The organism is Microbacterium sp. Ag1 (assembly GCF_001005635.1).
In the GTDB taxonomy this organism is placed as follows: Bacteria; Actinomycetota; Actinomycetes; order Actinomycetales; family Microbacteriaceae; genus Microbacterium; species Microbacterium oxydans.
The window spans coordinates 50,292-62,725 of record NZ_LBCR01000027.1 but is presented as its reverse complement, the minus strand read 5'-3'; the positions used below and the strand labels follow the sequence as shown (position 1 = coordinate 62,725).

At 68.5% G+C, this 12,434-nt stretch carries 8 protein-coding genes and 1 riboswitch; of the genes, 3 read left to right on the top strand and 5 right to left on the bottom strand.

Going from position 1 to position 12,434, the window contains the following annotated elements:
- Entirely contained in the window at positions 1 to 657 is a 657-nt protein-coding gene (locus AAY78_RS06370; RefSeq protein WP_046747499.1) for an ECF transporter S component, read from the bottom strand.
- A riboswitch (TPP riboswitch) is annotated at positions 650 to 759 on the bottom strand. (Overlaps the previous gene by 8 nt.)
- 81 nt (positions 760 to 840) lie before the next feature.
- Here AAY78_RS06370 and AAY78_RS06365 point away from each other — a divergent pair.
- On the top strand, positions 841 to 2,553 hold the full coding sequence (locus AAY78_RS06365) for a D-alanyl-D-alanine carboxypeptidase family protein (RefSeq protein ID WP_052748673.1): 1,713 nt from the start codon (positions 841 to 843) through the stop codon (positions 2,551 to 2,553).
- A gap of 79 nt (positions 2,554 to 2,632) precedes the next feature.
- Here the strand turns inward: AAY78_RS06365 and AAY78_RS06360 are convergent, their stop codons facing one another.
- From AAY78_RS06360 to AAY78_RS06350, 3 genes are all read right to left on the bottom strand, one after another.
- Complete coding sequence (locus AAY78_RS06360) at positions 2,633 to 4,894, bottom strand: ABC transporter ATP-binding protein (protein WP_052748672.1); 2,262 nt, start codon at positions 4,892 to 4,894, stop codon at positions 2,633 to 2,635.
- Positions 4,891 to 6,618 (bottom strand): ABC transporter ATP-binding protein, encoded by a 1,728-nt coding sequence (locus tag AAY78_RS06355; RefSeq protein WP_046747498.1) that lies wholly within the window; start codon positions 6,616 to 6,618, stop codon positions 4,891 to 4,893. Before AAY78_RS06355 ends, AAY78_RS06360 begins: the two co-directional genes overlap by 4 nt.
- Positions 6,619 to 6,871: 253 nt before the next feature.
- Entirely contained in the window at positions 6,872 to 7,933 is a 1,062-nt protein-coding gene (locus AAY78_RS06350) for an enoyl-CoA hydratase/isomerase family protein (RefSeq protein ID WP_046747497.1), read from the bottom strand.
- Between the two features lie 113 nt (positions 7,934 to 8,046).
- On the opposite strand from AAY78_RS06350, the gene AAY78_RS19695 reads away from it, so the two are divergent.
- Positions 8,047 to 10,158 (top strand): ATP-binding cassette domain-containing protein, encoded by a 2,112-nt coding sequence (locus tag AAY78_RS19695; RefSeq protein WP_156172620.1) that lies wholly within the window; start codon positions 8,047 to 8,049, stop codon positions 10,156 to 10,158.
- Positions 10,159 to 10,261: 103 nt separating this feature from the next.
- On the opposite strand, the gene AAY78_RS06340 is transcribed toward AAY78_RS19695, so the two are convergent.
- On the bottom strand, positions 10,262 to 10,711 hold the full coding sequence (locus tag AAY78_RS06340; RefSeq protein WP_046747664.1) for a hypothetical protein: 450 nt from the start codon (positions 10,709 to 10,711) through the stop codon (positions 10,262 to 10,264).
- A 133-nt stretch (positions 10,712 to 10,844) separates the two neighbouring features.
- Here AAY78_RS06340 and AAY78_RS06335 point away from each other — a divergent pair, with 133 nt between their 5' ends.
- Positions 10,845 to 12,344 carry an HNH endonuclease signature motif containing protein gene (locus AAY78_RS06335; RefSeq protein WP_046747496.1) on the top strand — a complete coding sequence of 500 codons (1,500 nt, stop codon included), beginning with the start codon at positions 10,845 to 10,847 and terminating at the stop codon, positions 12,342 to 12,344.
- Positions 12,345 to 12,434 lie beyond the last annotated feature (90 nt).

Sequence of the window (12,434 nt, the reverse complement as noted above, 5' to 3'; positions counted from 1 at the left end):
TCAGACCTCGCGCACGTGCTCTCGCCCGACGGCGAAGCGGTTCAGTGCACCGGTGACCGCCAACGCGCGCACCAGCAGCCAACCGACGACACCCGCCAGGATCGCCCCGGAGACGACAACGCTGACCAGGTAGATCGTGTTGAACTCGACGGACTTCAGGATGTTGGGCGAGCTGCCGTAGAACAGCTCGAACACCCAGGCAGCCACCGCTGCACCGACACCGGCGAGCGCGGCGACCGCGATCCCGAAGCGCCGGTAGAAGAACAGGGCGAAGATGATCTCCGCGCCGAGTCCCTGCACGATGCCGGACAGCACGGTCGAGACGCCCCACACGTTGCCGATCAGCATCGACACGATCGCTGCGACGAGCTCGACGACCAGCGCCGCACCGGGCTTGCGGATGACGAGGCCGCCGACGACGCCGCCCAGCAGCCAGATGCCGACGGCGATACCGCCCAGTCCCGGCGTCAGAGCATCGGCCGCACCGAACCAGGCGTAGCCGATCGTGTTCCATCCCCAGAACACGAGGCCGATCGCGACGCCGAGGACGGCGGCAACGACGATGTCGACGACGCGCCAGCGCCAGATCGATGTGCGGTGCGGATCCTGTGCGGCGGCGGATGCCTGCTGCGTGGATGCGGACGTGGGCGTACTCATCTGAACTCCTCCCTGCGCTGGCATGACCCAGATCAGGTTCGACGGTCGAAGCGCGATTCGCTCCCTCTCAGCCCGGCTCGCCGGACTCCCGTGGTTGTGCTGACGATCCTACCGTCGGCGACACCCCCGTGGCGACAGGGCCCGGCGCCGCGGAACACGCGCGGGATTGGGTACCGTAAACGAGTGACCGCATCAGATCCCGCCGACGAGGCGACGGGCGTCGTCGGCGACGACGGCCCTGCCCCCGCCGACACCGCCGACACCGCGACAGGCGGATCGGTGCTGACGGCCGAGCAGACGTCGCCTGGAGCGGATGCTCCGGGGACGGTCGTAGACCCGGAGCCCGTCGTAGACCCGGAGCCCGTCGTAGACCCGGAGCCCGTCGTTCCACCGGAGGCCGTCGTTCCACCGGAGGCCGTGAGCGCCCCGGAACCGGCCACCCCCGCGCTGACGAAGCCGCCGTTCATCCCTCGCGACCGCACGGTCTCGGATCCTTCCGGCGAACTCACCGCGTCGGAGACAGCCGCGCCCCAGTGGGCCGACGACACCACGACGGCCACCGCTCTCACCTGGGTCGACGCCGCGACCGTCGCCGAGCACACCGCCACGGCCACTCTCGACGACACCTCGGAGGCCGAGCGATCGAGCGGTCTGCTGCGCGGTGCGCGTCTTCGCCCCGCCATCGCCCGCCCGGTTGTCCTGGTCCCGCTGGCCACGCTCGCCGGTCTCGTCGCCGTCTACGCCGGCACCACACTGCTCTGGCCCCTCCACGAGGTGCCGCCGACGGTGCAGTCGGTCGAGTTCGCGACGACTCCCGCCGCTGCCGCCGCCGTGACCTGGCCGACCGAGGGTGCGGGTGCCGTCGGCATCGCGGGCATGACGACGGCGGCTTCGGTGCCCGACGCCGTGAGCATCGCGAGCATCACCAAGGTCGTCAGCAGTCTGATGGTGCTCGACCGCATGCCGCTCGCTGTCGGGGAGCAAGGACCCGAGTTCTCGTTCACCCGCGCCGACAGCGTGAAGTACTGGGACTACCGGCGCAGTGACCAATCCGCCCTCGACGTGCCCATCGGCGGAGTGCTCACGGAGTACCAGCTGTTGCAGGGGACGCTCATGGGTTCCGCGAACAACTACATCGATCGGCTCGCGACCGAGATCTGGGGCTCCGAGCGCGAGTTCGCGAGGGCTGCAGAGGTGTGGTTGCGCGAACGTGGCCTGACCGGAATCACCGTGGTGACCCCCTCCGGCTTCGACGAGCGCAACGTGGCCACGCCCGAGGCCCTGGTGGCGCTCGGCGAGCGTGCGATGCAGAACCCGGTCTTCGCCGAGATCGTCGGCACCAAGTCCGTCGACCTCCCGGGTGCGGGCACCGTCGTGAACACGAACGGCATGCTCGACGATCCCGGTGTCGTCGGCATCAAGACCGGCACCCTGGTCGGCTGGAACCTTCTCACCGCGAAGGACCTCGTGATCGGTGACACCACGGTGCACCTGTTCGCCGCGGCGCTGAATCAAGCCGGAGACGACGAGCGACTCGCTCTCACGCGTTCCCTGTTCGCCGAGGCGGAATCCGCACTGGAGGCGCAGGCGCCGGCCGTCGCGAAGGACACCGTGGTCGGCAGCGTCACGACTCCGTGGGGCGAGCAGGTCGACGTCATCACCGAATCCGACGCCGATGTGGTGCTCTGGAACAGCGCGACCGCGACCGCCGCGACCGCCTTCGACCTCGGCGAAGAACGCGAACAGGGTGACACGGTGGGCACGCTGACCACGGCAGGACCGGTCAACACCACGACGACTCCGCTGGTGCTGGCCGCGGATGTCGAGGGGCCGAGTCCCTGGTGGCGTCTGACCCACCCGCTCGAGCTGCTCGGGATCAGAGCCGACCAGCCCTGACGCACTCCCCGGCGATCGCCTACGACGACGCCCCACCCCGCGTGAGCGGCGGTGGGGCGTCGTGCGTTGATGCCGTAGGTCAGGAGCGGTGATCGGAGCCGTCAGCGCCGTCTTCCAGCAGGGCCTGCGCCGCGGCCGTCTCGGCTGCCGGCACCTGTGCGCCGACGGACGCGCCGGCCACAGCGGCTGCAGCCTCCGCGCGCGCAGCATCGGTGTCGCCCGCTTCGCCGGTGACGACGACCGGCGTCGTTCCCGTGAGCGCGTCTTCGGCGTCGATGTCGGTCGCGGCCTGCTCGAACTGCGACTGGTACAGACGCCAATAGGCGCCCTGCGCGGCGATGAGCTCGTCGTGCGTTCCCTTCTCCACGATGTCGCCGTGCTCCATCACCAGGATGAGGTCGGCATCGCGGATGGTCGACAGTCGGTGCGCGATCACGAACGACGTGCGCCCCTCTCGGAGCGCGGCCATCGCGTGCTGCAGCAGCAGTTCGGTGCGGGTGTCGACCGCCGACGTGGCCTCATCGAGGATGAGGATCGACGGCTGTGCGACGAACGCCCGCGCGATGGTGATGAGCTGACGCTCACCGGCCGACACGTTCGCTGCATCCTCGTCGAGCACCGTGTCGTATCCCTCGGGGAGGGCGTGCACGAAGCGGTCGACGTAGGTGGCCCTGGCTGCGGCGAGGACCTCTTCATCGGTCGCGGTCGAGCGACCGTAGCGGATGTTCTCGCGGATGCTGCCGGCGAACAGCCACGGGTCCTGGAGCACCATGCCGGTGCGCGAACGCAGCTCGTCGCGGGTCACCTCGGCGATGTCCTGCCCGTCGAGCATGATCCGTCCACCGCTGAGCTCGTAGAAGCGCATGATCAGGTTGACCAGCGTCGTCTTGCCCGCACCGGTCGGACCGACGATCGCGACGGTCTGACCCGGCTCCACCCGGAACGACAGATCACGGATGAGCGGACGATCCGGCGTGTACGAGAACGCGACGTTCTCGAACTCGATGACGCCCTTGCCCTCCACGAGCTCGGGAGCATCGGCGTCGTCGGCCTCCTGCTCCTCGGCGTCGAGCAGTTCGAACACACGCTCGGCGGAGGCGGTCCCGGACTGCACGACAGCGGCCATTCCGCCCAGCTCGGACAGCGGCTGCGTGAACTGCTGCGAGTACTGGATGAACGCCTGCACGTCACCGAGGCGGAGCTGACCGTTGGCGACCATCAGACCACCGAGCACCGCGATGCCCACGTAGCTGAGGTTCCCGACGAACATCATCGCCGGCATGATGATGCCGGAGAGGAACTGCGCCTTGAAGCTCGCCTGGAACAGCTCTTCGTTCTCGTCCTGGAACTTGTCCAGTGCGTCCTTCTCGCGACCGAAGACCTTCACCAGCGCGTGGCCAGAGAACGCCTCCTCGACACGGGCGTTGAGCCGGCCGACCTTGCGCCACTGCGTGCCGAAGGCCTTCTGCGACCGCGGTCCGATGATGCCGAAGATCACGCCCATGAGAGGCAGCGTGATGAGGGCCACGAGGGCGAGCTGCCATGAGATCGAGAACATCATCACGAGCACGCCGATCACGGTGAGCACCGAGGTGAGTGCGCCCGAGAGCGACTGCTGCATCGTCTGCGTGATGTTGTCGATGTCGTTCGTGACGCGCGAGATCAGCTCGCCGCGCTGCACCTTGTCGAAGTACGCCAGGGGCAGGCGGTTGATCTTCGCCTCGACCGATTCGCGCAGTCGCCACATGGTGCGCACCATGATCACGTTGATGACGTAACCCTGGATCCAGGTGAGGAAGGCGGCGGCCACGTAGATGCCGAGCACGGCGGCGATGACGAGCCGCAGCGCGTCGAAGTCGATGCCCTGGCCGACCGTGAAGTCTCCCAGCGCGCCGACCTGGTTCGCGAAGTCGTCCTGTCCGCCTGCCCGCAGCGCGTCGACCACCACGTCCTGCGACGTGCCGGCGGGGAAGCCGGGGAAGCCGTCGGTGGGCTGACCGAGCTGGATGGAGATGAAGCCCTTGTAGACGAGGTTGGTCGCCTCGGCGAGCACCTTGGGCGCTGCGACCGTCAGGACCACGCCGATCGCGCCGAGGATCGACACGAAGACGAACCAGATGGCCGAGGGCTTCAGCAGCCCGATCATGCGCGCGAAGCTGGGGCCGAAGTTGTCGGCCTTGCCCGGTGCGACGCTGTCCCAGTCGCCGGAGTTCTGACGCGCCTGCTCGGCGAGCTCGGCCTCGTACTTCTCCTCGGCGGTCAGCTCGACCTCGGCGACGGACGAAGCCGCCTTGCCGCGGCCCCGCTTGGCCTTGCGCTGGTCGTCGTTCTGCGCGCTCATGCGTCCACCCCCAGCTGCGATTCGACGATCTCTCGGTAGGTGTCGCTCGTCTCGAGCAGCTCCTCGTGCGTGCCGACGCCCACCATGGTGCCGCCGTCGAGCACGACGATGCGGTCGGCGTCCGTGATGGTGGAGATGCGCTGGGCGACCACGATCTTCGTGACGTGCGGGAGTTCCCGCCACAGCGCTTGGCGGAGCCGCGCGTCTGTCGTCAGGTCGAGGGCGGAGAACGAGTCGTCGAAGACGAGGATCTTCGGCTGGTGCACGATCGCGCGGGCGATCGCGAGCCGCTGACGCTGACCGCCGGAGACGTTCGTGCCGCCCTGGGCGATGCGGGAGTCGAGACCGTCCGGCATCTCCTCCACGAAGTCACGACCCTGTGCGATGTCGAGCGCGTGCCACAGCTCTTCGTCGGTGGCCTCTTCACGGCCGTAGCGCAGGTTGGACGCGACGGTGCCGGTGAAGAGGAACGGACGCTGCGGCACCAGGCCGATGCTGTCCCAGAGCGACTCGACGTCGGCCTCGCGCACATCGGTGCCCCCGACGTGCACGGATCCGCCCGAGACGTCGAAGAGACGAGGGATGAGGGAGATCAGCGTCGTCTTTCCCGAACCGGTCGAGCCGACGATCGCGACCGTCTCGCCCGGCTGCGCGGCGAAGCTGATCCCGGTGAGAACCGGCGAGTCGGCTCCGGGGTAGGTGAACTCGACGTCGTCGAGCGCCACGGATCCGGGGACCGGGAACGCGGTGACGCCGTTCTCCGGACGCACGAGGGTGGACTCGGAGTCGAGCACCTCGCCGATGCGCTCGGCCGAGACTGCGGCGCGCGGGATCATCATCGCCATGAAGCTCGCCATGATGACGCCGCCCATGATCTGACCGATGTACTGCATGAAGGCGAACAGCGTGCCGACCTGCACCGTGCCGTTGTTCACCTCGATGCCGCCGAACCAGATGACCGAGACGACCGTGACGTTGAGGATGAGCATGAACAGCGGGAACAGCAGCACGAAGAGCGAGCCGACCTTGCGGCCCACGACCATGATGTCGGTGTTCGCCCCGCGGAAGCGCTCCTCCTCGATGCGCTCGCGCACGAAGGCACGCACCACGCGGACGCCCGTGAGCTGCTCGCGCATGATGCGGTTGACGTTGTCGAGCTTGCCCTGGTAACTGCGGAACAGCGGCACCATGCGGCCGATGACGAGGGCAGCCAGGATGAGCAGCAGCGGCACCGAGACGGCGATCAGCCAGCTGAGTCCGACGTTGGTCTGGACCGCGAAGAAGATGCCGCCGATCGCGAGCAGCGGTGCCGTGACGAGCATGGTCGCGCCCATCATGGCCAGCATCTGCACCTGCTGCACATCGTTCGTGTTGCGGGTGATGAGCGAACCGGCACCGAACTGCGACACCTCACGCTCGGAGAAGCCGCTGACCTTGCCGAAGACGTCGGCGCGGATGTCGCGCCCGGCACCCATCGCTGCACGCGCGGCGAAGTAGGTCGCGGTGACCGAGGCGATGATCTGCCCCAGCGAGACCGCGAGCATGAACAGACCGGTGCTCCAGATGTAGCCGGTGTCGCCCCGGGCGACGCCCTTGTCGATGATGTCGGCGTTCAGGCGCGGGAGGTAGAGGGTGGCTGCCACGCTCGCGAGCTGGAACACCAGCACGGCGAGCAACAGCCATCGGTATCGGGAGAGATAACGGAGGAGGATTTTTCCCAGCACAGGCGGACTTTCTAGGAAGGATGAAACGGCGGATTTCTCGGCAGACGGATGCCGACCGACAATCGGCCACAAGACAGAGTGCCACGATCCGCGGACATTCGTATCCCCCTCATGGTGGACCTTCGCTCACAGCGAACCGCTTCCCGCCCCGATCTGCGGTTTCTGCACGCGGGCGAACAAGTGCGGCTGATTGCAGCGCACTGCGGAACCGCGACCCGCCCTGACCCCGAGGGCCCTTTCTGACCCCGAGGGCTCAGAACAACGTGGGCTGCGGGACGTAGTCGCGCGCGGGGGCGCCGGCGTCGGGCGCGAGCTCGGCGAGCGTGGGCGGGTTCCACTTCGGATCGCGGTCCTTGTCGACGATCTGCGCTCTGATGCCCTCGACGAGGTCGGGATGCTCGTTCACGAACCACATCACGCGACGGTACTCGCCCTCCAGGGCCGCGCGGAGCCCCGGCAGGTCGCGCGCCTCGCGGACGGCGTCGAGCGTCACGGTGAGCCCGGTGGGCGCGAGGTCTTCGAGCAGGTCAGCGGTCGCCGCCGCCTCCGTCGTCCCCTGAGCTTTCAATCGTTCGACGATCTCGCTCACGGTGGGGGCGGAGAAGGCCTCATCGATCCACGCGCGCGCGTGCGGGAGCTGCGAGGGCTCCGGGGTCTCGTCGAACAGCAGCACGATCTCACTGGGACCGGTCGGGTCGGCACGGAAGGCGAGGGCCTCGCGCAATGCGTCCAGACGGTCGGATGGCACGAAGTGATCCGCGAAGCCGAGGTAGACGGCATCAGCGCCGCTCATGGTGGATCCGGTGAGACCGAAGTACTCGCCCAGGCGCCCAGGAGCGCGGCCGAGCAGCCAGGTTCCCCCGACGTCGGGAGTGAATCCGATACGGGTCTCCGGCATGGCGAGCTTGGAGCGTTCCGTGACGATGCGGATCGCGGCGTGGCCGGCCAGCCCGATGCCACCACCCATCGTGATGCCGTCGGCCAATGCCACCACGGGCTTGGGATACTCGGCGATCATGGCGTTCAAGGCGTACTCCGCACGGAAGAACTCCGCCGTCTGGTCAGCCTGACCCGCGACGATCTGCCCATGCAGAGCGCGCACGTCTCCTCCCGCGCACATGCCGCGCTCGCCTGCCCCGTCGAGCAGCACGATCTGCACGTCGGTGTCGTCACGCCAGGCGTTCAGGACCGCGGTGAGGCTCTCGATCATGTCGACGTCGAGCGCGTTGATCGCCTCCGGACGGTTGAGGGTGAGTCGTCCGAGCGCGCCTTCGGTGCGGACGAGGATGCGGTCTGCAGCGTGGGATTCGGTCACGCTCGCCAGGCTACCCCTTCCGGGAAGGGCTGTATTCCGCGCGAAATGCGGGATCCGACAGGCTTTTCCGGCAGGATAGGGAGGAACTGTTCAAATGCGACGAGAGGTCACGGATGCCTGAAGGACAGGTGCTCGAGTTCACGCACGTGACGAAGCGCTTCAATGAGGTGACCGCCGTCTCGGACTTCTCCGCGCGCGTGGAGCCCGGTGCCGTGACCGCCTTCCTCGGCCCGAACGGTGCCGGCAAGACCACCACGCTGCGGATCCTCCTCGGCCAGGTGCGCGCCACCTCAGGCACGGCGACCATCGGCGGTACGGCCTACGCCGAGCTGCGGCAGCCGTTGCGCACCATCGGATCCGTGCTCGAGGAGACGGTCTACCGCCCTCGACGCACCGCCGAGCGTCAGCTGACCATCGCTGCCAAGGCGAACGGCATCCCCCTGGCCCGCGTCGGCGAAGTGCTCTCCCTGGTCGGCCTCGAGGGTGAAGGCGGCTCCCGCATCGGGGGCTTCTCCCTCGGCATGCGTCAGCGGCTCAGCGTCGCCCACGCCCTGCTGGGCGATCCCGGCGCGCTCGTGTTCGACGAACCGGCCAACGGGCTCGACCCCGAGGGGATCCGCTGGATGCGACTCCTGATGCGTCGCCTCGCGGACGAAGGGCGCACGGTCCTCGTGTCGTCGCACGTCCTCAGCGAAGTCGAGCAGGTCGCCGACAACGTGCTCGTGCTCTCGAAGGGCACGCTCGTGCTCTCCAGCGGGATCGAGACGCTCGCCGACCCCAAGGGCGGATCCGTCATCGTGGACGCCGCGGACCGCAGCGCGCTGACGACCGCACTGCAGGAGGCCGGCTTCGACATCGAGGTGCTGCGTTCGGGCCTCACGGTGCGCGGCGGAGACGCCGGCACGGTGGGAGCGGTCGCCGCCGACGCGGGCATCGCCCTGAGCACCCTCGTCCAGCGAGGGCCGACACTCGAAGACGTCTTCATCGACCTGATGCGCGGTGGCCGGTTCGCCCCGAGCATCTCGGCGACGCCACCGCAGCTCGCTGCGACGGCCCCCGAAGACACCGCAGCGGAGGTCACCGCGGCGGAAGACATCGCTTCCGAAGACACCGCTTCCGAAGACACCGCAGCGGAGGCCACCGCGGCGGAGACCTCCGTGGCCGGGCCGGCTCCGGCCGACTCCGTGGTCGCGATCCCGGTGGCGGCCGCTGCCGCCTGGGCGGCTGAGGCCGCAGCCGCCCCTGCGGGCGAGGCCCCTGTCGACGACCTCGCCGCATCCGTGGACACGGGCGACCGCTCCGAGCACACGTCGGACGAATCGGACGTGCCTTCGTCCGACGCCTCGGCTTCGACGGACGAAGCTCCTGCCGCCGAACTCGACGCGGAGCATGCGCAGGCCGAGCAGGCACCCTTCGAGGAGTCTCCGGAACGATCGTTCGATGAGATCCTGTTCGGCTCCGCCGCACCGGCCGATGCAGCAGGCGATCAGGCAGCGGATCCAGCGAGCGGAGACGAGCACCACAGCGGTGTCGAGGTCTTCGCCGATCTTCACGACGCACCCGAATCGACGCACACCGACGAGTCCGACGACCAGCTCGGCGCAGGCCCAACGGAGGACAACACTCTCGCGTCCACCTCTGACGAATCCGACTCCGACTCCGACTCCGACTCCGACTCCTCCTACGATGTCGCTGCTGTCACCGCCGACGACGAGGATCCGCGCTCCGCGGCGGTGAGCTCCATGCTCGCGGCGGCTGCGCGCGCCTACTACGAGGACGAACCCAGGGATTACCCGCTGAGCGCCGAGAACCAGACGGCCGAGGAGCAGCACGGCGAGGGCGGCGTCTCCGACGAGGGCGCGCACTGGACCGTCGCATCCACCGGTGTCATCGACACGGTGCCGCTGGCCGCATCGACGGATTCCGGAGAGGAGGGCGACACCGCCGCATCCGAAGCCGAGGAGCCGGGCGCTGAGGAGTCCCCCACGGTGGAGGCCCCCACGGAGGAGTCCCCAACCGAGGAGTCGCCCACCGAGGAGTCCCTGCCCGACGGGTTCGGCGCTGACGAACACGGCACCGAGCAGTCCGGAACCGCCGACGCCGATGCCGGCGAGCAGAGCGAGCCTGACGACGGGCACCGTCACGACGAACACCGTCACGACGAACACCGTCACGACGAACACCGTCACGACGAGCACGGTCACGACGAACACGGTCGCAACTGAGCGACTCGGCTGACGACGAACGTCCTCCGGCCTCTCGGCCCGGAGGGCGTTCCGCATTCAGAGGCGGGTCGACCGTGGATTCATAAGCCTGAGCCGCCTCGCGTCAGGCAGGCCGAGGACGGATGACCGGACGACGGCGTCCCTTCGAGACCGGCACAGGCGCGGTCGCCACGATCTCCTCGACGTTGGCGGGCTCATCCGACACGTCGAGTCGCAGAGCCTGCGTGAGCGCGAGCCCGTGGCTCGTGGTGAGGATCAGGCGGCGGTACTGCTCGTCGCCCTCGAGATCGATCACGACGCTCGGACGACGGCGACGGATCAGCACGAAGTCGAGGCTGCCCGCGGCCTTCCAGCTGCCGGCAGCGAGGACGCCGGGGATGTGCGTGCCGGGGTTCGGCACGCCACGGAGCCAGGTCCAGGCATCTTCGGTCAGCTGCACCTTGGCGATGGTGTCGCGCGCGATCCGGAGGTTGTCACGGTGGAAGGTGGCGGCACGTTCGATCGGCGAGAGCACGACCTCCAGTTGCGTCTGGTCCAGCAGCAACGTCACCATGTCCCCCAGTCTGCCAGCGTGGCCCTGCCAGTTGTCTGGAAGTTGCTCACAGGAACGCAACGATCCCTTGTCGATCAGCACCAGTCATCCACATCCCCTTCCGCTATTCGAACATATGTACTATACTCGACTCATGGCTCCCTCCACAAACGACGTCGATCAGCGCGAGACGCTGCTCGACGCGTGGGTGGAGAAGCGCCGACGCATCGCGATACTCGAGGCAGAAGCGTCTGCGCTGCTCGCCGATCGTCTGCGGCTGCAGGAAGAAGATGTCCACGAGCAGCCGCAGCACCGCGAGGCGATCCACCGCTCGATGATCGCCGAGTACTCGGCGGCCGGTCGCGTGTCGAAGGGCAGCATCGAGTACGCCTTCACAGACGCCCTCTTCCTCGAGGCCGAGCACCCGGTCGTCAGAGACGCGTTCCGACGCGGCGCGATCAGTGCGGCACACGTTCGAGAGATCGTGCGCGAGGGCGCCATCGTGCGGCAGGCCGTTCGCGATGGTCGAGCCGCCACCGAGGCGCTCACCCTGTACGACACTGCCGCACTCGTCGTCGCGGAGCAGGATTCTCCCGCACGCACCCGCGCGATGGTGCGCCGCGTCGCGTCGTCCCTCGCCTGCGAGACCGTGGTCGAGCGCCATCGGCGGGCATACGGGGAGCGGTCTGTCACGCTGCGGTCGCTCGACGACGGCCTCGCGCTGCTGCAGGTCGTGCTGCCGGAGCATCTCGCCCACGCGATCCTCGACCGACTGACCCGGCTCGCACAGCACGTCATCGCCACGCGAGGCGACCATCCCTCTTCGGGCGATGACACACCGGCGCTGTCCTCGGACGACCTCGACTCGGGCGCCGATCGGGTCTTTCTGCAGGAGCTGCGAGCCGACGACTCCCGTCGCGAAGACCCTGTGCTCAACAGCCACCCGTACGACGGCGAGCCCCCCTGCGGACCGGACACCGGCGACGCACGCGTCGACGCCCACGTCATCTTCGGCGACGGAGACACCTTCACGACGGATCCGTCACTCGGTGTCCCATCCGCCCCGACCGATGAGCGAGGCATCGATGCGGTCCGCACCGACCTGCTCAGCGACCTGCTCCTGACCACGGATCCCTCTGCCGCGGCGGGCACAGGTCTGGAGGGCATCCACGCCCGCATCCAGGTCACGATCGCTGCCGAGACGCTGGCCGGAATCGACGAACGGCCTGCCGAGCTCGACGGCATCGGTGCACTGCACCCCGACATCGCCCGCGACCTCGCCGGACGCAACGGCGGCTGGTCCCGCCTCTTCCTCGACCGCGCCGGCATCGTGACGGCCACAGCCGCCTACGCCCCGACGGCGGCGATGCGGCGGCACCTCCAGGCCAGAGACCAGCACTGTCGATTCCCCGGGTGCCGCACACCCGTCCACCGGTGTCAGATCGACCACAATCACGACCATGCGAAGGGCGGAGCGACGTCGATCGACAACCTGAGCCACTTCTGCGTCGGGCACCACGCGCTGAAGCATCCCGACATCGCCGAGAAGCACCGATGGCGCGCGAGACAGACCCCCGGCGGCGACATCGAGTGGACCAGCCCGCTCGGCCGGTGCTACACCGACGCATCACCGCGCCGCGTCATGTTCGTCTGACCGCGGTCCCGAACGCACAGCCGCGGACGCCACGAAAGCACAGGCACAGTCACGGACGCCACGAAGGCACAGGCGCGAACGCACAGTCAC